Below are 20,435 nucleotides of genomic sequence, written 5' to 3'. Positions count from 1 at the left end.
ATGCTAACGCTGGGGGGTTGGAAAGGCAACTAGCGGCGCGCTTGCGCCAGACTGATGGCCTGATAGGCGCCAGCCTCCGCATCACGCAGCCTGCTGGCTGTCACGGTAGCTTGCTCCTCTTTCTTCTGCTTGGCCGCCTGTTGGCGCCACAGCTCGAACGCCGTGTTCATCCGTGCCGGGTTATCCATCAGGCTGCTCAGCTTGCCGTGCTGGTTGGCCTCCTTGATAAACTGCAGGCGCTCAGGATCGCCCCCTGTCCACGCCTTGAGTGGCGCCTCCTGCTTTGGCTCATCCGTTTTGGTGGTCAGACCGTAGGTGTCAGCCAACGCAGCTTTGCTCTGCTCAAGTTGGGCATCCAGCGCATCGAGCTGCAGGTCTTTATCCTCTGCATTGCTGGAGGAGATCCTGGCGCGGTTCTGGCCATGCTGCTTCTCAAGGTCAGCAACCGCCTTCTTGTAGCCTGCCTGATCCGGGCCAGCCGTCAGACCGAGCGAGGCGCGCAGTTGGTCGGCGTTGCCGATCATGTGCTTGGCCAGTGCCGCCCGCTGATAGGCCGGTTTCAGGAAGTCATTAATGGGGATCACCTTGGGAGTGTCATCCGGCGCAGAGGTCCGGTTATTGGTGACCGGGCGAACATCCTTGCTGCCATCGTCGTAAGTCACCTCGACCCCCAGTACCACACCGCGCCCGTCAGGGGTGATCATGATGTTGCTCAACTGCTTGCCGGTGATGGTCTTGCCGCTATCCGGGTCGATATCGCCCACCCCCTTGTTTACCTCGTCCTGATAAAGGGTGCCGGCTGCCTTGATAAACTGCGGGTTATTCACGGCTGCATGCCCTTCCGGCGTGGTTGGGTCGAGCTTGCCTTCCTGAGCCTGGCGCATCAGGTTGCCTGCATGGGTGACAAAGGTCTTGCCAGCTTCGGCATAATCCTGCTGCAGGTAGCGCTCAGGGTTGAATGAGCCAGCCCGCGGATCCCGCACCACGTTCCAGAACTGCTGGCCAGGGTCTTTGCCATCTGCAACGGCTTGCCAACCAGACTGGATGATGGGCAAGTTCTCTTGCTGGTACGCCTGCTTCTCCCGGTCCTTTACCTGCCACTCATATTCCTGCTTGCGGCGCCCTTCTTCCGCTTGGGCAAGACCAAGGTTGGCATTTCTGTAAGCCTGCATCCCCTCAGACTCTTTCTGTCTGAGGCCAAACTCTTGTTTCCACTGCTCCTCAGCGGTCTTCGTGCGCTCCTTGTCATGCTCAAAGCTGGCCTGCCGGAGAGAGAAGTTGCGATTTGAATCCTCTATCCCCTGCTTGACCATGGTATCGCGCAACCCAAGCTCTCGCTCTTGTCGCTCGTCCTCTTTCTGACCGCGCTGGTAGCGGTCCATGGTGTTGAAGCCAGCCAGAAAGCCTTCTGCCAATCCTGATACACCCATCACCCACCCCCTTTAAAACAAACTGTCGGCCAGAAAGCCAATGCCAGCACCAATAGCAGTCCCAAGCCCAGGCATCACCATTGTCCCAACTCCTGCGCCAGCGCCGATCGCACTCATCGTCTGCTGCTTCTTGGCCGTCTTAAGGCTCTGGTTGGCCATTTCCACTTCCTGTTCTCGATTGGCCGCATCGCGCAGCCCCATCATCCCCTGCTGGCGCGTCTGGGCGCCAATATCAAGCAGTCCGTATCCCATTACATACCTCCACCGGTTTTGATTGCCTCACGCAGTCCGGCATCGGCGCCGGTCAAGATCCCCATCTGGCGCGCCTGCTCCTGCTCGCGCAGGCCGTTTTCGGTACCTGCCGTCATCAGGGCAGCCCGCAACCCCTGGCTGTTGTCGTTGGCGTTACTGCTCACCCCCATGCGGGCATTGCGGTTTGCCGTGGCCTGCTGGGCAGAACGCAGGGCGTTGGCGTTGTTCTCATCAACCCGGCCGAGCTGCTCCTGCAAGAGCTTGCCGTTGGTGGCAAGTTCCATCAGCTCCTTCTGCTTCGGGTAGAAGCGGTCTTTCCAGTCCTGGTAGCTCTCGCGGGTGATCTGTGCAAATGTATCTGCGGCGTATCCCATCGTTTACCCCTTAGTAACCCTTGCCTTGCAGCACGCTGGCTGTCGGGCTGATCTTCTTGCTCACGGCTGTGGTTGTTGCTGGCGCCTTAAGCTCCTTGAGCCCATACGCCGTGCCAGCCCCCGCCAGCGTGCCAACCAGGCCAGCGGTCGCCTGCTGGCTCTGGAATGAGCTCTGGGCGTCACTGGTGGCCTTGCGCAGACTGGTAGTTGCCATATCGCCCATAGCGGCCAGCGATTCAGCCTTCTGCCCCGCGCCAATGCTCACCACATCCTTGAGGCCAGCCACATACTTATCTTGCTGGCTGGACTGGGCGCGGTTGGTGGTGTCGGTCTGGCTCAGCGCCTGATCTGTCTCCAGATTTGACATGGCCGCCTGATACTTTCCGCTGGTCGGATCCACACCGCCAGCCGCCATAGAATCGGCCAGTCCGGCGCGCGCCTCGCCAAAGGATTGAGCGGTACCCAGCGCAGCCGTGCCAGCCAACTTGCCGTACTCGCTCTCGTTGTTGAGGTCATCCACCTTGTCCATGAAGATGTCCTCATACTGCTGCAGGTCGTTTTTATAGAGCTGCCACTGCTCCATGGCCACGCCAGCCGCAGCTTTCTGGGCTTCCGTCTCCTGAATTTCGTTAGAGCCACCCTTGCCCATCGCTCACCTCACAAGTTGATCTGAAACACAAAGAGCCCGTCAGCATCATCTGACTGACGCACCCACCCCATTTTTGGCGCTACCCTGAGCCACCCCTTGCGCGCAGAGTGAAAGCGCAACCAGCGGGCACCTATCATGCGGGCCAGCCGCTTAACCTCAGGCAGGTGTCGCTCTGGCGCCCCACCTTCACCCCAGCCGACCCATACCAGCACGCCGGTAGTGCCCTGCTCGCTGACCGGCTTCAACACGAAGCCGTCATCGCCACGCACAAACAAAAACGCCACCCGGTTACGGATGGCGTCTTGCAGTTCGGCTGATAGCCTTGGGTTGCCTGTGTCGCTGGCGATGCGGTTGATTGCCTTACTCATGTCAATGCCATTAGCCAGACGGCTCTAGCGGTGTCGTTGTATTCAGGCCCAACAGCACTGACGTTGCCTGATGTGCTTGTAGCAAACGATATGGTTGCATCAGTGTTGGCCGGAATGACCATAAACGGCTGAATTGATACTGACATATCAACACTTCCACCTGTTGGTAGATTTGCGTTGGCGCTAGCGGTCTCAATAAGGACTCCATTTAGGTATACGTGAACGTTCAGCCACACCGAACCACTACCAGATACGCGACGACGAAATACTATCCCACCCTGCACCAGCACCAGATTTCTGGCCCGATTGTATGCTGGGATGGTGAACGCCCCCTTATGGGTAAACATCTTGGTGACATCACCAACAATCCGATCGGCATAAATAGTGCCAAGCACCACGCAGTTCTGATCTATCGTGCAGTTGCCGATAGTCATATTGCGAACATAGCCGCCCTCGGAATAAAGGCGGTTGGTGTAGAGGCTGCCATCGCTGTAAATGATGGTGTGCCACCCCCATCCCCAGCCGCCATAAGGGCCGCCCTTGCCAAAGCCAGCAGCACCGCCAGACATAAAGGCGTTGCCCATATCGAACTGGCCACCTGTGATAAGCGGGGCGCTGATGCTCACCCCAGCCTTGATATAGTCGGCAGTAATCTTCTCGGAGTGGATGATCTGGATAGTTGCCTTGCGAATGATGGCCTCGGCGATCACCGTCTGGCCGTTGTCGATGGCAAACAGCGGAGCGGTGGCGTTTGGGCTGTTTGGGTTGAACACAAAGAACTGGCTGGCAGACACCATCACCTGGCTGGTGCCATCACTCTTGGCCACCAAGCCAATCCCGGCCTTGATATCTCCAGCTTGGGCCTTGATTGACCACATGGCCTGAGCGCCGTTTTGCAGGTCGGCGATGGCTTGGCTTTGGGACTGCACGGCAGCGGCATTGGCTGCAATACGCGGATCATCTGTCGCCACCCATGCGGTACCGCTGTACCGATATGGTCGGTTATTGTTTGAAGTGTCAAACCACAAATCGCCGGTTCCCATGCCATTGCTTGGTGCCGTGGCCTGAAAGAATGTCTTGTTCTTGCTGCCAGCTACAGCGGAAACCGTGTTGATCTGACTTGCAAGAGACTGCACGGCGTTTGCTCGCGCCTCTGACTCCGCAGTGATCTGGCCTTCCAGCCGATTATCGCCATCCTGATAATCTACCGTAACCTGCTGGATCTGGTTTGCCAGCGACTCTACGGCATCAGCCCGGGTTGTCGCCTCCTCATTGATGCGCCCGGATAGCTCAGCGTCAGCGGTCTCCATGGCAGACTGCTGCTGGCTCAACTTCTCGGTCATGGCCGAGTCTGCGTCAGCGCTTGCCTTGGCCAGCTCAGCAATAGAGGCAGACAGCGACTGGCCAACCCCCTCTATCTGCGCCTCAAGCACCGATGTCTTTTGTGCCAGCGCTTCGTCAGCCGTGCTGCGCGCCAGCCGTTCCTCGGTGATCTGGCTGTGCAGGTCTGCGCTATCCGCCTCGTAATCTGCAGTGAGCTGCGTCACATCTCTTGCCAGCGCCTCATGGGCATTGGCCAGCGTTTGCTGCTGAGTAATGATCTTGCCGCGCGCCTTGCGGTTCTCCCGGTCGCGCTCATCGCTTGCCAGCGCGCCCTCGACATCCGTTTTGCCGCCAAGGTCGATGGATGACTCCATGTTGTCCTGACGCTGTGCCAGCGCCTGAGCGGTATCAACAACCACCTTTTCCAGGCTGGAGATACTGGCCGCGTTGGTGGCATCACCCTCCGTTACGCTGGCGTCCAGCGTGGTGATCCGCTGAGCCAGTGCTCCGTCACCATCTGCCCGCGCCTGCTCCTCTTGAGCTACGCGGGCGCTCAGGTCGCCAAGTTCGCCATCCACATTGGCGGTCAACTCATCCACTCGCCGCGACATGGCCTCATCAGCCGTCGCTCTTGCCTCTGATTCACTGGCAATCCCGGCGCTCAGGGCGTTGTCTGCATCGGTCAGCTCGGCATGCATCTGGTCTTGGCGCAGCGCCAGTGCGCTGTCAGCGTCGGTCGATACCTTCTCCAGCGCCTTGATGGCTGCCGCCGTTTCACCAAACGCCCCGCTCGTCGAAGCGCTCAGATCATCAATGCGCTGGGCCAGCGCACTATCCGCGTCAGCAAAGACCTCCTCCACGCCGGTGATGCGAGCCTGGGTGTCGGCATCCTTACCCTCAAACTTGACGTTCATGTCGGTGATGCGCTTGGCTTGGGCGGCCTGCTCGTTCACGATCACCTGCTGTTGGGTGCGAATAGCGCCAAACGCTGTGCGGTTGTCCCTGTCTCGCTCATCCCCGGCCAACGCGGCATCAATGGCAGCCTGGCCAGCATCGCCAGCGCCATCGGCCTTGTCCTTGGCCAGTTCAATCTCAGCCTGGATTTCATCGAACCGACCAGCAGTAATACCGCCCTCAGACTCGATAATCTCCTCCAGGGCGCTGATCTTGCCCTCTGCCTCACCAGTACGCACCTCCAGCCCGCTGACTCGCTGGGCTGTTACGCCGTCGGCGTCAGCGGTGACGCGCGCCAGCTCGGTGATCCTTGCATCCAGCTCTTCATCACCCCGCTTCACGGTGGCCTGCAGCCCGTCGATTCGCTGCGCCTGGCTAGATAGCTCATCGGTGTGGACCGTCAGCTTGCTTTCAGCGTTGGCCAGCCGCTCGCCCTGCTCATCAACCTCTTGCTGCGTAGCCTTCTGGGCCAACTCACCCTTGGTGGCGTTCAGCTCCTGCCCAATCTGGGTAACCTTCTTCTGCTCCTCGGTGAACTCACCCTTGGTCACCGTCTGGCTCAGGCTGGCGTCGAGCCCGTTGATACGCTGCTCGGCCTCTGTGATTCGCTGCCCTTGGCTATCAACTGTGACGTTATCCGCCTTGCTGGTGATCTGTCCTGATACGGCATCCAGCGACTGGTGTACCTCTGTGATGGAGGTGCGCAGCTCTTCACGGACGGCGTTAACCGCATCCATGGTGATGTTGCCATTCTCTGGATCAACCTCGAACACCGCATCCCGGAAGCTGTCAAAGTCGCCCTTGTACTTGTCGATCTTGTCGTTCAGGCGATCCTGTACCAGTCCGATGTCGATACTGGCATTGCCAAGCTGATCCTGTGCGTCCTTGAGCAGCGCCTCGCTTTCCTGCTGCTTCTGGTTCAGCGACGCCAACTCCCCCTCGAGGCTGGGGATCTTGTTCTGGATTGAGCCGATGGAGACATCCACCTCCTCCAGCTTTGGCTTGATTGCCTCCACATCCATGGAGAGTTGTGGCACTTTCTTGATGGGGTCTAGCAGTTCCTTGGCCAGATGGCTCTCATCAATCTGCCCCTGCAGCTCATCAAGGATGTCCTGCACATCGCGGCTGGTCTCAGCCTTCACGCCGTTGGCGTTAAAGGGGCCTGCATCATCCTTCCCATTAACGAAACGAACCCAGTAGTAAAACGTGGCCCCTTTGCCGATGGCATCAGAGAATACATTGGCCGATGTAGTACCGACCAGCGTGGCAGCCGGCAGGCTATCCGTCTCGGCTCGCCATACCTCGGCATGGGCATGGCCACGGTAGTTAGGCCCATCCCAGTCGATAACCACGGTATGAAACGCGCCATTAGCCTGCACATTGACCGGTGCGTGAGGCTTGTCATAGGTACCGGTAGGGAATAGGTCCGGATTCTTGCCGGGGGTGAACGAGCCGCCAGCACCAGGGCGCAGCGTCGCCAGGCCCAGCGCGGTCAACTCGCGCAGTGTGACAGCCTTGTCCAGCTTATTGCCGCGCTGCCCTGTCAGCAGCTCGACGTTTTCGGCGGTAGCGGCCTGATCTCGCCCGGCCCTGTATGCTGCTTTTGCCATTACATCAACTCCGCCATTGAGCCAGCCAGGGTAATACGCCGCACCGTAGCGGTACCGAACACCTCTATTTGCCACCATCGACCACGCACCGGTGGCAGCCTGAACGCGCTCACAGTCAGATTGCCTGGTGACAACTCCATTACCTGCTGGTTATCCACGAACAGCCTGATCCCGATCTGAGTGATGTCTGACGACAGGATCCGGCAGCAGCCATAAGCCGTGCCGCTGACATTCATAAACACCTTCGAGCGCCAGACGAACTGGCCGTTGCCAGCCTCTCCGCCGCGCCAGATATGCAGATCCCGCCCCTTGGCTACAAACAGGCTATCGCTCTCCATGTCCGAAACAGCCGCATCCCAGCGATTGGTCAGCTCACGCAGGTCGCCAGACTTGGGGTCGAAGATAAATGCGTGGGTATCGGTCAGACCGACGTACTTGCCTTCGTGATGCCAGGCGCGCAGGGTTTCAGGCTTCATGGCTTGCCACTGCTTGCGGGTGATCACCTGTTCGGTCACCACCTGCCCACCGCTGGCGCCAATGCCAACCAGGCCGTCAGGGGACGCATAGAGCACGACACCATCCATCGCCACCATGGAGCGCGCACTGATACAGGCTTGCGGCAGGTGGCTGAGCTTCTGGTTTGTTACAGAGGAAGAGCTCACGCCTTGGGCTAGATAGGGGTAACCCTTGGTGCCGATCACCAGTGCAGTATCAATGGCGGCGATCGCCACGATGTCGTGCTCTGTGGTGAGCCGGTATTTCTCCGGCCAGGCATAGGGCAGATAGGGCTCGCACAGATAGAGCGAGTTGCCAGCAAAGCCAGCACACATACCGTTGGCCATCTGGCACAGGCCGCGCAGGGCAGCAGGGGGCGGCGCGTAATCGTAGGTCTCCAGCACAGGGCCTAGCTCACCATCGGCAAGGCCATCCACAAACGAGGCTTGCGCAATGGGCAACTCTGCAACCAGCAGGTAATCAGCCAGGCCGCCACCGGAGACAGACCGATAGATCCGGCGCTTGGTGATGTTGTTATCCTGCGACTGCGGAGGAGATAGCGCCAGCGTCACCGTTGATTCAGGAATAGGGATTGCCACCTTGCCGCTGGCAGGCCCGGGCGGCCCCTCCTCTCCCATGGCGGTGACATAGGTGTCAACGTAGTAGCGGGTTTCGTCATCGGTGATGTCGTCATCCTTGCCGCCCTCTGGCGGCGTGATGGCGCTGATACCAACAGGAACGCCGGGCGCAGGCACCCCGAGCCGATACCAGGCGGTAGGCTTGGCGCTGCCACCGGTCGCTATCTGGGCATGGGTCACCTTGGGGTATTCGCCATCTGTGTAGTAGACCCGCTGATACTCATCCTGAGCGATAGGTGAGCGCATGGCCTCAACCACCTTGTTCCATGCAAACCAGTGCTCGCCATAGCGGAACAGGGTCGTTGGCGTGATAGGCAGCACCACCCCGGCGCTCGCATCCTCCTCGATGGGAGAGATAACGCCGTGATCAAAATGGCAGTCGCGGGCCACCACGGCCACTTCATCAGACAAAAGGTGAGGTTCAACGCGCGGCGTTACACCTCGCATTGTGACGATATCAATGGCTGACATGGGATTCTCGGCGGGCAGGAAACAAAAAGGCCCACTCAGAATAGAGCGGGCCATGATGGGTAAATCCTAACGCTGACAGCGCCAGTAGGCAAGCAACCAGATTACGCCCACACTCTCACTGGCGTATCTGGGTATGTCCGCAGCGCATCGAGGGCACCGGCCACCTCGGGGGAGGTGGTTCGCACATTGACGTGGTAGCCAGGCACGGGAGCCGTCACTGGCACTGACTCACCATCAACGATCGTGGTTTCACCTGTCGGCTTGTAGATGGCGCCTATCACATCGAGGGAGGCAGCAGGGTGATAGAGAGCGCCGGTCTCTGGATCCTGGGTAAATCCGGCCGTCTTGAGGGCCAGCGTCATGGCTGACTTGCTGCCAGCCTTGAGGTAGAGATCAATCATGAGTCTTGTCCTTCCAGAAATACCAGCCGCCTATGCGGCAGGCTGCCCAGAACAGCCAGGCCTGCACCGGCTTACCCTGAGCCATCATGCACAGGCACAGGCGCAGGCGCCGGTCAGCCTCGGCACGGGATACCGTGCCTTTGGCGCCATAGTCATGGTCGTGCTGCTTGCAGCAGCGGTTAGTACCAGGAGATACGGGGCCAAGCCCCGTACAGTAGTGGCGGGTCATGAGGATGCCGCCTGACATTGAATATCGGTGAGTGGAGTGTTCCAGATGTCTATCTTGCGCAGATGGCCGTTTGCACACCTGCTGGGGGTTGGTGAATACCCAATGCAAAACAAGCTTGGCAAACCATTTGAATACGGGCTGCCAGTTACAGTGCTGGCAATTTTTGCCCCGTTAACAAAAAAATCGCACGTATTTTTATTAACCCGATAACAAACTTTAACCCTCTGCTTCGCCTGTATATTAACTGCATGTGACGGGGTTGGTCGGCGATATGCGCTAAGAGCGCCTCCAGTATCTACTCGTACCTGCAAGTAACTTCCGCCACCACCTGAATTATTAATTAGCGTTTGGTATCCAGATAGAGGGAACCCAGCAACGTCGAACTCAAATGACACGGTAACCTGCTGGTCGGCGCTTATAGGCTGTAGATTGCCAATCCACGGAATATCACAGCGTGTTGTCGCTGGGCGGGTAGTCTGGGCTGAGGTGGTATTTTCTATGTAGGGTGTAGCAAACGGCTTCTCCTCAAACTGAACTCGACGGTATGTCATACTTCCACTGGCGCCAACCTCTGTTCCAAACGGGTTCAGTCTGACCAAGCTATTCGCCGATCCCGTAAAACTTCTGGTTATCTCGACACGCCAATATGACCCCATATCCGTCACGTCTGCAGCGCCAGAGCCTGTAGCAGTTGTTTCTGTTAGGGTAACTGTCGTTCCGTTATTAGACCCGAATGTCCTCAGTACAGCCTTAAGTCCTGCCGTTTTCATAACATCCATGCTGAATGTATATGTTGATACAAGCATGGCCTGAAAATCAATCCGGCTCCCCTCTGCCGCAGACGGGTTGCCAGCGCCACTCACTGTGATCCAACCGAAATCATCCTTGGTGCTATGAGTCCACGGCGAATTGTGAAATGCCGATGCAACCCAGTTAATACTCGGCGCAGCAAGGTTCACAGATTGGTCGAAAATCGCCAGTCCTTGCTGCTCGATAGCCATCTCACCAGCTGGTACCGTCACAAGGCGGCCAGATTTGTCGAGCATGGTCTGCGAACCCAGCCGCTCGTAACTGACAAGCTGGGCAACGGGCGTTGTGCCAACCAGCACAGGAGTCCCTTTGCCGTGCAGAAGTTGGCCGTCAGTCGTGAACGGGATTGATACATCCGGGACTGGCAGCCTAGCCGCAAGCACCGCGCTGGCGGCAGCACTGGCAGACACAGCCGCCTTATCCGCCTCGACCTTTGCGCGGGCCGCCTGGCCTTCACCCTCGCTGGTCACCCGCTTCCAAGGGATCAGCTTGTGAGTTGTGCCGTCCGGAGCGGTGACCGTGATCTCTGCCGCGTCGCTGGTAAACAACTGCTGAACCATATCCGATTGGCTTTGGTAGTAAGCCAAAGAGGAGTTCAGCTTGCGGGCAAACTCCGGGATGGAGTCAGAGAAGGTGGTGATAATCTCGTAAGCCTTGCCGGTGCCAGTGGTGCCACGGAAAGCCTGCACGAGATGGAGCTCGGTGTTTGACACCACGTAATCAACTTCATAGAGGTCAACCGTAGTGCCGGTGGTCATACAAAAAAGGTGGCCCTTGGCCACCCCGTTCTTGGCATCTGCGAAGGTGGTACCGGTGCCGGCCACCTTCTTACTGCCGTTGGTGACGGCTACAGTGCCATCACGCTTCCACACTCCAGCCATCTATGCGCCCCTTACTGCATTGTTACCCGGTTAAATCCAGCCTGCTGGCGCGCTTCCATGCCAGCATCCGCCTGGGTTTTCTCGCCAAGCTGCTGCAGGAATGCGTTGTAGTGACCGGCTGCGCGGTTGGAGTTGGCGGAGTATTCCGCGTCCTTTGAGAAACATCGGTAGAGCATGAAATCGATGATGGGGTTGATATAGATATCATCCAGATCCGCCAGAGCTGGGGTGCTGGCGTTCTCTACATCAGCCAACTGCTTGGATTGCGGGGCGACCGAGTAGATCACATCCACCTTGACCGCGGCAGCCGGGCCAGGGTGCAGATAGAAGGTCTTGGGGTCTCGACCTTCGTAGCAGTAGTTATCAACGGATGTCGCCGTCTTGCCGGAGTGCCAATCGGGATAGCTGTCATCCAGCGCCTTGCGCGGCACAAAGCGGATCACCTTGCCGTTGGCGTTGCGCAGCACCTCAATCAGCCGCAGGGCGTCGGATGGCAGCGCCTGCTTGGTTCCGGCCACGCAGATAAACTCAACGTTCTTGGTGTGAGCGTCAGGGCGAACCAGCACGATCGCCTTGGTGGCGTCGTTGTAGTAGTCCAGCAGCTCCTGCTTGGGCCAACGAGTGAAGGTCGGATCGACAAGCAAGGTATTAACCCGCTTGATGATGGTGGAAATAGGCACGGTAGCCATGGCGACTCCTTAGAAAAAGCTGTGTTTGCGGGGCGGGTTGTAGTATTCGACTTGGGTTGGGGCGCTATGCTGCTTGCGGAACCGACCGGCACGACGCCACCCCTCGACAAACTCGGCACGATGGAAGTTGGCCCGCTTTGGATCAGACCAAGGGCGGTCTGGCTGGGCGTAGAGCAGCGCGGCCACACCATGGGCGATGGCCTCGGCATGGTCGGTGTAGAGCTGTGCCGGTAGCTCCTTGGCACCTTTTACCGGGACGGCCACGTACCAGATCCGCACATTGCTCAGATCGGTCAGGATGCTCAGCTCATTGGCCGACATGGCGAAGTAGTCACGCCCGGAGTCCAGCGGCACGCCATCGGCCCCGGTGAGGTGCAACACATTGCAGGAGGTAACCCCGTCCACATTGCACACCACCTCAAGGCTGCCAGCCGCCGCACTTGGCAGCAGACGATCGAGGGTGATCAGCTCTGATTCGCGGCAGAAGGTGATTGCCGCCTCGGTCACGGCCTCTTCCAGCAGCATCTCGAGCGGACCTGTGATGTGCAGCCTGACGGTAGGCAGGAACTGCTCGCGGGGTACCATTTGCATGCTTAGCCCTCCGCCTTGGCGGCCTTAGCTTTCAGGGCGTCACGCACGCGAACGCGGAAGTCGTCCACCTTCTCCTGCGGCCCCTTCTGCTCGATACCCAGATCTTCACCTTCGATCAGGGTCGCCAGCTGGGCAGAGGTGAGCTTTGCCAGATCGATATCACCAACCACCATGCTCTGCTCTTCGGCCAGGCGGGCAGCTTCGACAGCAAGGCGCTCCTGCTCTTCCGCTTCCTTTCGTGCGATGGTCTCCTGCCGCTCCAGCGCACCAGCAAGGGCTTCTTGGCGAATCCATACGGTGGGGAACTCCAGCAGCTGCATGGCGATGTGGCTCTCCACATCAACGGGCGTATGGCGCGGGAACACCAGGCGGGATCCGGTCACAGTGTCTTTCTTGCTCGGCTTGTCGCCGATATAAACCACGGCAATTTTGTCGCTCACGGCAATATCTCCAATCCAGAAATGAAAAAGCCCGGCACTGGGCCGGGCATGGCGTGACGGGCAGCCTTACAGGTTGCCGATCACCTCATAGTGCAGCTTGAGCTTGACCGTGCCCGTTGCTGCGCCGCCGCCGACGGTGAGGGTGATCTCCTGGTCTGGCAGTGTCTTCAGATCGTCCACCGGGAAATACTTGGATACCGCCGTCGCCGTGCCTTCGGCGTTGATGATGGTGGTATCGCCAATCTTGACGGTCAGCGTGGTACTGGCACCCAGCGCGCCGCTGATGAGGGTGGCGCCAACCACTTTCAGGTTGGGCTCCACCTTGTCACCAAAGGCGATGACGTCGCCGGACGGCACTGCCGCCAGCTTGGCCACCAGGGTCGGGGAGATAGAGAGATTGCCGAACGAACCAATAAACCAGCGGTACGCTCGGGCGAGCAGGGTAGTTTTGGCCATGATATGGCTCCTTGTCTGGTCAGATTTAAACAGGAGGGGGCATCAACCCCCTCGCTCTGGTGGTGGATTAGCGCGCGACGGCGCTGACGGCGGTATCCAGCACCATGCAGCCATGGTCCTGAATGTTGCCGTTGCGCTGCTTGAAGCGGATCTTCTGCAGGCCGGATACCCAGCTGATGGAGATCTCGGTGCTGTTGCCGTGGTCGGTTTTCTCTTCGTGCATGCCGAAGGAGCCGCCCTGCTCGCCAGAGCCGAAGGCGTTAGCCAACGCCTGACCGCCCAGCAGCACAGCGCGGTCGATGGTGGTACCAGCAACCTTGCCCACTTCCTCACCGGTCGCGGAGTTGGCGGCGCACACCTTGACGGTACTGCCCTGGTTGAAGCGGATCGGCATGCCCTTGTAGGGCTTGACCATAATGCCGCGCCACATCGCACCCTCACCGCGGAAGATGGGGTGGTTCCAGCCCTTGCTGCGCTCAATTGCGGCCGCCAGCATCGCCTGCCAGTCCTTGCCGGAGGTGGAGGTGTAGAAGTCGTGCCACTGGCGCGGGGTGACGTAGAGCACATAGAGCGGCTCACCACCGGACGGATCCGCCACCATGCGGATCGGCTGGATTGGGTTGGCCATCTCGGACAGGAACAGCGACATGTTGTCCACGCAGCCCAGATTGAAGCGGTCAGCCGCGTCGATGGCTTCGAAGCTGGTCGCATCACCACCGAAGAAGTGGCGCTCGTAGGTGGGCGCAGTCAGCGGGTTGATCATGATGTCGGCAAATTCCGGGTCATCCGCCAGCGGCAGGATGATATCGGTCGCGTAGTAATCGCCGCGGGCGCCGGCCAGCTGGGCAAAGCCGCGCTGGTCAACCAGTCGGCTGTAGTAACCATCTCCCAGCAGCGTGCGGGCTGTCTTGATCAGATCGTGCTTGGTGCGCTGCTGGCTCATCTTGCCGCCAGCATCCACGCCGTGACGGGTCTGGTTGATTTTGAGCGAGAAGTCCGCAAAGGACAGGGACTCCAGGCGGCCATCCAGCTTCTGATCACCCATGCTCGGGCGACCGGAGAGCTGATGGAACAGCTGCATATCCACGGAATCGCCGCGCTGCTTGGCCAGGTCGGTGATGCGAACTACCGGAGCGCCTGCACTGGTCTGTTTGCCGCCATTGACCTTGGCGCCCTTGGGGGCCTCTTCGGTCAGCATGTTCACCAGCGAGTGGGAACGGTTGGCCGCGGTAAACAGGGCGGCCTGCAAAATCTTGTTGGCTTGCGCCGAGGTGACTTGGGTCATGATCCTCTCCTACATGAAAACAAAAACCCCGACACAGTGGCCGGGGTTGGTTGATGTAAACGGGGTTGTGGGTTAGAACCCGGACTGCGCCAGCAGCGCCTCGATCTGGGCCTCTGTCATGTTGCCCATCTCACCAACCAGTTCGGTTTGGGACATGGCGCCATAACGCTCGATGCCCGTTGCCGGTGCGTGATGGGTTTGGCCGAGTTCTGATGGGCTGGACGGGATGTGATCAGCGGGTTTCTCTGCCGCCTTGCCGGGTGCCTTGGAGGGAGGCGCTTCAACCTCGTCACCAAAGGCCAGCTTGGTGCGGCGAGCCACTTCTGCGAATCGCTCCGCCAGCGGCTTATTGCTCCACGCGGGGTCGGCCTGCAACTTGTCATCGATAGTGAGGGCCATATCGAAGCGGTCTTGGTCGCCGTCACGCCATGCGGCCAGGTCAGGTACCGCCTGCAGTGCGGCCTGTGCTGGATTGGCGGATGGCTGAACCTGTTGCGGCGCGGCTTGCGGCTCCAGCTTGTCGAGCTTGCTGGCAACTGCCATCAGGGCCTTACCGATATCCGGGTAGTCCTGCGCCAGTTGCTCCAACTCTTCCTTGCTGATGTTGTCCGGGTCAACCGATGGGTCGATCCCGTTCTTCTCCAGCAATGCCTGCAACTTATCCCGCTCCACTTGGGCCTGCTGCGCCTGAGTCAGCCGCTCACGCAACTGCTTGGCTTCATTGCGCGCCTGCTCCAGCACTTCATACGGGATAGTGTGTTGACCGTTCTTTGCCATAACGACCTTTTCAGGTGCGCCGGCCTGTTCCTCAACCTGATTGGCTGCGGCTTGTTCGCTACCGGCTGCCACCTCGCCCGCCGACGGCGCGGGTTCTACGTCCGTTTGCTTGGTGTCAGTGCCATTGTCCAGCTCGACATCGGGCGCTTGCTCAATCTCGGCCAGCATGGCTTCCAGTTCGTCCAGGCTTTCAGTCCCGGTCAGGTTATCGATGGTTTTGCTCATGGTCGTCCTCGTGGGTTTTCAGTGGGTGGTATCGCTGCCCAAGCGGGGGAAGGCTCTCGTCGAAAGCGCTCCCCGGCTGGGGCTGGGCATAAAAAAGCCCGCACAAGGCGGGCAAAGGCTGTCGTCTATCGCTAGGGATTCGTTGCTGCGGCAATGCGCTCATTCAGCACGGCCAGATATTCACGCATCGCAACCAACTGGCGCTTCATGCGGTTCTGCTCCTGATGAGTAAGCTGCTTGAATGTTTCGCTCGAAATAAAGGCTTCCAGCTTGCCGGTGCGCTCTGCCAGCTGTTCTTGCTCCATGCGCATGCGCTCGATGCGGCTTGGCTTGGGGCTTCCGCCATCAACACCGCGTACTTTGCTCGTGCTGATGACCCCTGTTATCAGGCAATCATCGCTCACAATTAGCATAGGCCCATCCAGGTGGCACTTGAGCCGCCAGCCTTCCAGCTTCCACAGCTCTTGGCGGGCCTTGGCTTCGGCATCCTTGATGGCGTACTTGGCGCCAAGCTCTGCATTGAAGTTGGCCGGGTCGGCGCAGGCGGCCATGCCGATGGCAAGGGTGAAGCCGTTTGCAGCAATGGCGGTGGCCAGCGTGGTTGTGGTGCCGGGAACAACCTGCACCTCATAGCGAACACCGCGCATCAGTGCCTCGATCTGGCCAGGAGTAACGCGCGGCGCTGTTAGCCCGAGAGCCTCAATATCTCGCTCCATCTCGGCATCCTCTTCACTGGCGCACACAGCCTGCTCTTCGATCATGAGGTATCCACCCTCAAACACATCTTTCGGGCTGAATGATACATAGTCGTTCTCATACAGCACGATGTAGTCACCAATGCCAGGGGTGAAGCGGGCAACCATGTCCGGGGTGACCATGTAGGGAATGGTTATGCCGTCATAGAGTGGATTGGTGATGTCGATCATGAAGTTGCCATGCTCGTCACAGGGGTGAACTTCTGAGATTACCGCTGCATGAACCTTCTTGTGCGACAGGAACTCGGCCATCGCGTTACGGATTAGGATAATGCCGCCATCTTCGCTGAGGGCTGCTTCGAGTACACCTTTCAACTCAACACTGTCGGTCATGGCCTGCTCCAAATAAAAAACCCGGCGCTATGGCCGGGTCTGGAAATGAAAAGGCCCAATCTCGAAAGACTGGGCCATGATGGAGAAATCCTAACGCTGGGCGATTAGGAAAGCAACTATCAGAGCGCGATCGCGTCTATCTGCTGCTGAATGGTGTCCAACAGCTGGGCCTGCAGGGCTGCCTGCTCGGCCTGCATCGCCTGCTGCTGGGCTGCCAGCTGCTCCATCTCCTGCAGCGTCTTGCCGGTCTTGGCCTGCTTGAGGGCGTCCTCGAAGCGGATAGAGTCGGTCAACTTGGCGATGCGCTGGGCCTCTGCCTGCCACTTGGCGGCCTTGCCTTCCAGCTCTGCCAGCTTGGCCTGCATCTCCTGCATGGCCATCTGCTGCTGCATCTGGGCCAGCTGGGCCTGCTGCTCTGCGGCAGCGCGCTCCTCATCGCTCATCTCTTCCGGGTCTTTCTGGATGTTCAGAGCGTTGCGGATCCGCTCCACAAACTCCGCCTTGCGCGGCACATCCATCAGCTCGACCAGCAAATCAAAGCAGGCAGCGGCGGCCTCTGGCGGCAGCTGGGACATAGCCTGGGTCATTCGCTCGGCCAGCTGCTGCTTGTAAGCGGCGGTCTGCTGGATGGGCGCCAGGGCGATATGGGCTCGCAGGCGAGTCACGTCGTTGGTCAGCTTGCCACCTTCCTGCTCCACGTTGATCACCACAGCCTTGCGGCGGCGCGGGTCGTCGCGGTTGACGGTCACCTTGTAGTTGCGCTTGCTGGCCATATCCTCAAGCAGATAGGCCAGTGCCAGCTGCCCTACCTGCTGGCAGCCCATCCGGTAGTTGTCGTTGATCTCCGACAGGGTGGTCGCGCCCTGCTCCACAAGGTTGCTGATGGCAACGCCAGATTGGCCGGTAGAGCCCTGCCCCAAGAAGGCGGCATAAACCCCCATGGTATCCTGGATGAGCTTCACCGAGTCCTGCATCACCTGGAACTGCTGGGCTGCAACGTTGAAATCCTGCTCCACCTTGAAGGCGTCGCTCACGCTGGTCTTATTGGCACGGTCAGGGTTGAGCTCGATATAGCCATCAGGGCGCTCTACCTGCTCCAGCACCTGATCCCGGCTCATGTTGGTGGCGTCCTTGTCCATGATGACGCGCTTGGCCTGCAGCAAGAAGGTCAGCTTGATACGGCGCAGGTTCACCTCATCCTGTGCTGGCATGGCGCGGGCAATCAGGCCATATGGCTCGCCGGTGCGGTCCTTGCGGTACCCCCAGAACGGCACCAGCGGATACATGTTGTGTGGTGCGGTGCAGGGGCGATCGACCAGATGATGGGGGCCAACGAACCATGACTCGCGGATCACGGCTACCGGACAGCGTTCCAGCCTGGCGCGACCACTGGCAATGGCGGCGCGGTGTAGCTGATTGCTCTTGTCAAACTCCAGCGCCCGGCCAGAGTCGAGCATCAACACCTGGCGCATGGTGTAGGTGCGGTAGTAGACCACCTGCAGCAGGACTCGATCCCGCTCCCGGCTGCACCACTCCACTTCTTTGCCGCTGAACTGGCTCCATTCGTCATAGGCGCTGACAAGGTTGGGGTCCAGCCCCTCTATGGCGGTCAGGCTGACCATCCCAGCCCAATCATTGACGCCCCATTCCAGCGCCTGAGCCTTGCTCGGGAACATGGTCTTGGCCTCATCCAGATCAACCCAGCGACGGCGCATCAGCCAACGGCAGTCGCTGAGATCTGGCTCCCGGCTGTGCCAATCCCAATACACCTCGTCACGGTGGACGCTGCTGAACTTGTAGCGCGGGCCGAACGGGTCACTGCGTCGGCTTACCTCCACCCAACCCAAGCCGGTCTTGATTTGGCCGCCATATGCCTCGCCCCGGGCGCGATCCAGCCCGCCAAGGCGGCACATGTCGGAATATTCGGCGTTGACTGCCTCGGCAAGCTGCTCGAGCTCATCGTCGTGGTCATCAGCGACAACCATCAGATCGGTGCGGCTCTTGGCCTCCATCCCCAACACGCCGTCGATAGTCGGGGCGATCAGGTTATGGATGGTGATGGGCTGGCCACGCTCCTTGAGCACCTTGACCACCTCAGGCGGCAGCTGGTCGCCGTCGTAGTAGGCACAGGAGCGATTGGCAAGGCTTCGCCAGTCTGGCTGGCCATTGATATCGCTCATCAGCGCGAGCAGCTTCTGCGTGTCGAGGCCGCCCTTCTCGGGGGCTTTTGGTTGTGAGTTGATCATCAGTTGGCCATCCAATGCTTGGGTTTACGGGTGGATTCGGGTTTGACGATGCGAGCAGGCATGCGGGCGCGCATCTCTTGGGCAATCATGTAGCTCATCAGTTGGTCGTCGTAGCAGCCGTCCTGGGCGTTCATGCTGCCGGATTTGTCGTAGACGTAGGTGGTTGCTTCGGAAATGGTGCCTATCCAGCGGATCCCGGCCTGACCGGCACGCAACAGGGCCTTGAGACCATCCACCACGATCGGCTTGGATTGGCGGGTGGTCAGCCAGCCGAGGCGCTGGGTCTCATCGTCCCGATCCCGGTCGATATACTCCTGGGTGTAGATGCGGCGGGTAGGATAGAGCTCGCGCAGCTTGAGCAGGACGGCGTGACCGTGGTTGTTGCGCTCCGGGCCGATATAGGCGGGGCCATGCTCTGCGGTGCCGTAGAACTTGCCGACATGGGCCAGCAGCTGGGCAAAGAGACCGGGATCGAGATGACCGAACCAGTGGGCAACCTGGCGCCCGTCACTCTTGGCGATCACATCAAAGCTGGAGCGGTCGCCGTGCTCGAGACCTTCCGCCACGTCGGCGCCAATGGCGTAATCCTCATCGGGATCTGGAAGCTCCCACACCAACAGCATGTTCTCAAGGGAGCGCTGTCCCTGCTCGTCCAGTTTGTCAGGCTTGCGAGCCTTCTCGCGTCTGCCGGTAACGGGGTCCATGTCATAGACGATGAGAGGCGGCATGCAGTCGCCCTCTGCCTCCATGGTGGCGATGGGGTCGAATACCCTACGGCCAGAGGTCAGGAACGCCTCCAGCGGCGTACTGGGGAACTCCTGCTTCATCTCTGCGCCCAAGGTTGACTCTTTCAGCACGTACCACTGACGCTGTTCGTCACTGATGGTGCAGTTCATCGCCTTCTCAACCGCGGCGAAGTATTCAAGCTGGGCTTTGCTGGCCACCACGCCGGACGCCGGAACGTCTGCGCGATACTTTGGGTCCTGCCACCAGGCGAAGAAGTGGAACTTCCAATCCAGCTTACTGAGCTCACCGGATGCCCTGGCCAGCTCGAGGGACTTCATGCTCATGGCGTGGAAGTCTCCACCCACACCTTCGGCAGTGGATTCAATAAAGGCCACTGCGCCCGGGTGAATGGCCTGCAGGGTACCGGTTCGCACCTCCTTGGCCTTCTCCGGGTACTTGGCGCAGATCTTGCCGTGCTCTGACACATGCAGGCGCTGGACGGTACCGGAGCGGAAAGAGGTGGCCACCTGAATACTGGAGCCGTGCCGGAACAGGATGTGACCGCCATTGGCCCCACCGCGCCGGGTAACCACCTTGAACTGGGCCTTGAGCCAGCCAGGTAGGTTATCGAACGGGACTTCAATCTTGGTGCGGTATATCTCGCCTGCTGCCGTCAGATCCTGGGCGATGATCCCGCACTTGATGTTCTTGTTGAACAGCGCCTCATCGAGCAGATAGATATCGATGGCCGTGGAGAACCCGAGCTGACGCGCCTTGAGGATGATGTTGAGCCACCACATGGTCTTGAACAGCAGCTCTTGCGCCGGGCGCAGCCGAAAGCGCACCAGCTGGCCCTGCTCGTTCTCGATCATGTAGAGGTTGTTCATCCGCCACCACTTATCGCTGAGCTTTTCGCGGATGCAGGCAACCTGCTCCTGCTCAGTCATGGCGGAGATGTCGAGTTCGGTCATTGGAGGGTCTCAGGCAATAAAAAACCCGCCGAAGCGGGTTGGTGTGGGTGATGCAG

At 59.5% G+C, this 20,435-nt stretch carries 19 protein-coding genes; all 19 read right to left on the bottom strand.

Annotated features, from left to right (window positions below):
- Nucleotides 1-29: 29 nt before the first annotated feature.
- The 19 genes from BN1139_RS01985 to BN1139_RS01895 all read right to left on the bottom strand — a co-directional run bounded on the left by BN1139_RS01985 (nt 30) and on the right by BN1139_RS01895 (nt 20,379).
- Nucleotides 30-1,430: a hypothetical protein gene (locus tag BN1139_RS01985; RefSeq protein WP_041980044.1), complete on the bottom strand. Its 1,401-nt coding sequence runs from the start codon at nt 1,428-1,430 to the stop codon at nt 30-32.
- Between the two features lie 12 nt (nt 1,431-1,442).
- Nucleotides 1,443-1,682 (bottom strand): hypothetical protein, encoded by a 240-nt coding sequence (locus BN1139_RS01980; RefSeq protein ID WP_041980042.1) that lies wholly within the window; start codon nt 1,680-1,682, stop codon nt 1,443-1,445.
- Nucleotides 1,682-2,056 (bottom strand): hypothetical protein, encoded by a 375-nt coding sequence (locus BN1139_RS01975; protein ID WP_041980040.1) that lies wholly within the window; start codon nt 2,054-2,056, stop codon nt 1,682-1,684. The genes BN1139_RS01980 and BN1139_RS01975 overlap by 1 nt, the downstream gene beginning before the upstream one ends.
- A 10-nt stretch (nt 2,057-2,066) precedes the next feature.
- Nucleotides 2,067-2,705, bottom strand: coding sequence for a hypothetical protein (locus tag BN1139_RS01970; protein WP_041980039.1), 639 nt, complete (start codon nt 2,703-2,705; stop codon nt 2,067-2,069).
- Nucleotides 2,706-2,713: 8 nt separating this feature from the next.
- The gene (locus BN1139_RS01965; protein ID WP_041980036.1) at nt 2,714-3,073 is read right to left on the bottom strand and encodes a hypothetical protein; all 360 of its coding nucleotides are present in this window, start codon (nt 3,071-3,073) and stop codon (nt 2,714-2,716) included.
- Complete coding sequence (locus tag BN1139_RS21600; protein ID WP_041980034.1) at nt 3,070-6,960, bottom strand: phage tail tip fiber protein; 3,891 nt, start codon at nt 6,958-6,960, stop codon at nt 3,070-3,072. Before BN1139_RS21600 ends, BN1139_RS01965 begins: the two co-directional genes overlap by 4 nt.
- Entirely contained in the window at nt 6,960-8,504 is a 1,545-nt protein-coding gene (locus BN1139_RS01955; RefSeq protein WP_238325691.1) for a hypothetical protein, read from the bottom strand. Before BN1139_RS01955 ends, BN1139_RS21600 begins: the two co-directional genes overlap by 1 nt.
- A 161-nt stretch (nt 8,505-8,665) precedes the next feature.
- The gene (locus BN1139_RS01950) at nt 8,666-8,965 is read right to left on the bottom strand and encodes a hypothetical protein (RefSeq protein ID WP_041980032.1); all 300 of its coding nucleotides are present in this window, start codon (nt 8,963-8,965) and stop codon (nt 8,666-8,668) included.
- Nucleotides 8,958-9,194 (bottom strand): hypothetical protein, encoded by a 237-nt coding sequence (locus tag BN1139_RS01945; protein ID WP_041980030.1) that lies wholly within the window; start codon nt 9,192-9,194, stop codon nt 8,958-8,960. The genes BN1139_RS01950 and BN1139_RS01945 overlap by 8 nt, the downstream gene beginning before the upstream one ends.
- A complete protein-coding gene (locus BN1139_RS01940) occupies nt 9,191-10,885 on the bottom strand; it encodes a phage head spike fiber domain-containing protein (protein ID WP_041980028.1) in 1,695 nt (564 codons plus the stop codon). The genes BN1139_RS01945 and BN1139_RS01940 overlap by 4 nt, the downstream gene beginning before the upstream one ends.
- Before the next feature lie 11 nt (nt 10,886-10,896).
- Entirely contained in the window at nt 10,897-11,574 is a 678-nt protein-coding gene (locus BN1139_RS01935) for a phage adaptor protein (RefSeq protein ID WP_041980026.1), read from the bottom strand.
- A 9-nt stretch (nt 11,575-11,583) separates the two neighbouring features.
- Nucleotides 11,584-12,165 (bottom strand): hypothetical protein, encoded by a 582-nt coding sequence (locus BN1139_RS01930; RefSeq protein ID WP_041980024.1) that lies wholly within the window; start codon nt 12,163-12,165, stop codon nt 11,584-11,586.
- A gap of 2 nt (nt 12,166-12,167) precedes the next feature.
- Nucleotides 12,168-12,605, bottom strand: coding sequence for a hypothetical protein (locus BN1139_RS01925; RefSeq protein WP_041980022.1), 438 nt, complete (start codon nt 12,603-12,605; stop codon nt 12,168-12,170).
- 66 nt (nt 12,606-12,671) lie between these two features.
- The gene (locus BN1139_RS01920; protein ID WP_041980020.1) at nt 12,672-13,061 is read right to left on the bottom strand and encodes a hypothetical protein; all 390 of its coding nucleotides are present in this window, start codon (nt 13,059-13,061) and stop codon (nt 12,672-12,674) included.
- Between the two features lie 67 nt (nt 13,062-13,128).
- Nucleotides 13,129-14,346 (bottom strand): phage capsid family protein, encoded by a 1,218-nt coding sequence (locus tag BN1139_RS01915; protein WP_041980018.1) that lies wholly within the window; start codon nt 14,344-14,346, stop codon nt 13,129-13,131.
- Between the two features lie 72 nt (nt 14,347-14,418).
- The gene (locus BN1139_RS01910; protein ID WP_041980016.1) at nt 14,419-15,348 is read right to left on the bottom strand and encodes a hypothetical protein; all 930 of its coding nucleotides are present in this window, start codon (nt 15,346-15,348) and stop codon (nt 14,419-14,421) included.
- Between the two features lie 131 nt (nt 15,349-15,479).
- On the bottom strand, nt 15,480-16,436 hold the full coding sequence (locus tag BN1139_RS20600) for a Gp49 family protein (RefSeq protein WP_052449561.1): 957 nt from the start codon (nt 16,434-16,436) through the stop codon (nt 15,480-15,482).
- 119 nt (nt 16,437-16,555) lie between these two features.
- A complete protein-coding gene (locus BN1139_RS01900) occupies nt 16,556-18,682 on the bottom strand; it encodes a portal protein (protein WP_041980014.1) in 2,127 nt (708 codons plus the stop codon).
- Nucleotides 18,682-20,379 (bottom strand): terminase large subunit, encoded by a 1,698-nt coding sequence (locus BN1139_RS01895; RefSeq protein ID WP_041980012.1) that lies wholly within the window; start codon nt 20,377-20,379, stop codon nt 18,682-18,684. Before BN1139_RS01895 ends, BN1139_RS01900 begins: the two co-directional genes overlap by 1 nt.
- Between the last annotated feature and the right edge of the window lie 56 nt (nt 20,380-20,435).

The organism is Aeromonas veronii bv. veronii (assembly GCF_000820225.1).
Lineage (GTDB): Bacteria > Pseudomonadota > Gammaproteobacteria > Enterobacterales > Aeromonadaceae > Aeromonas > Aeromonas veronii.
The sequence above is the reverse complement of the archived record's forward strand: the minus strand, read 5'-3'. Positions and strand labels throughout refer to the sequence as shown.

Bases quoted from the DNA above. Each gene is read 5' to 3' on its own strand.
- BN1139_RS01985 (WP_041980044.1), bottom strand. From the start codon at position 1,430: ATGGGTGTATCAGGATTGGCAGAAGGCTTTCTGGCTGGCTTCAACACC.
- BN1139_RS01980 (WP_041980042.1), bottom strand. From the start codon at position 1,682: ATGGGATACGGACTGCTTGATATTGGCGCCCAGACGCGCCAGCAGGGG.
- BN1139_RS01975 (WP_041980040.1), bottom strand. From the start codon at position 2,056: ATGGGATACGCCGCAGATACATTTGCACAGATCACCCGCGAGAGCTAC.
- BN1139_RS01970 (WP_041980039.1), bottom strand. From the start codon at position 2,705: ATGGGCAAGGGTGGCTCTAACGAAATTCAGGAGACGGAAGCCCAGAAA.
- BN1139_RS01965 (WP_041980036.1), bottom strand. From the start codon at position 3,073: ATGAGTAAGGCAATCAACCGCATCGCCAGCGACACAGGCAACCCAAGG.
- BN1139_RS21600 (WP_041980034.1), bottom strand. From the start codon at position 6,960: ATGGCAAAAGCAGCATACAGGGCCGGGCGAGATCAGGCCGCTACCGCC.
- BN1139_RS01950 (WP_041980032.1), bottom strand. From the start codon at position 8,965: ATGATTGATCTCTACCTCAAGGCTGGCAGCAAGTCAGCCATGACGCTG.
- BN1139_RS01945 (WP_041980030.1), bottom strand. From the start codon at position 9,194: ATGACCCGCCACTACTGTACGGGGCTTGGCCCCGTATCTCCTGGTACT.
- BN1139_RS01940 (WP_041980028.1), bottom strand. From the start codon at position 10,885: ATGGCTGGAGTGTGGAAGCGTGATGGCACTGTAGCCGTCACCAACGGC.
- BN1139_RS01935 (WP_041980026.1), bottom strand. From the start codon at position 11,574: ATGGCTACCGTGCCTATTTCCACCATCATCAAGCGGGTTAATACCTTG.
- BN1139_RS01930 (WP_041980024.1), bottom strand. From the start codon at position 12,165: ATGCAAATGGTACCCCGCGAGCAGTTCCTGCCTACCGTCAGGCTGCAC.
- BN1139_RS01920 (WP_041980020.1), bottom strand. From the start codon at position 13,061: ATGGCCAAAACTACCCTGCTCGCCCGAGCGTACCGCTGGTTTATTGGT.
- BN1139_RS01915 (WP_041980018.1), bottom strand. From the start codon at position 14,346: ATGACCCAAGTCACCTCGGCGCAAGCCAACAAGATTTTGCAGGCCGCC.
- BN1139_RS01910 (WP_041980016.1), bottom strand. From the start codon at position 15,348: ATGAGCAAAACCATCGATAACCTGACCGGGACTGAAAGCCTGGACGAA.
- BN1139_RS20600 (WP_052449561.1), bottom strand. From the start codon at position 16,436: ATGACCGACAGTGTTGAGTTGAAAGGTGTACTCGAAGCAGCCCTCAGC.
- BN1139_RS01900 (WP_041980014.1), bottom strand. From the start codon at position 18,682: ATGATCAACTCACAACCAAAAGCCCCCGAGAAGGGCGGCCTCGACACG.
- BN1139_RS01895 (WP_041980012.1), bottom strand. From the start codon at position 20,379: ATGACCGAACTCGACATCTCCGCCATGACTGAGCAGGAGCAGGTTGCC.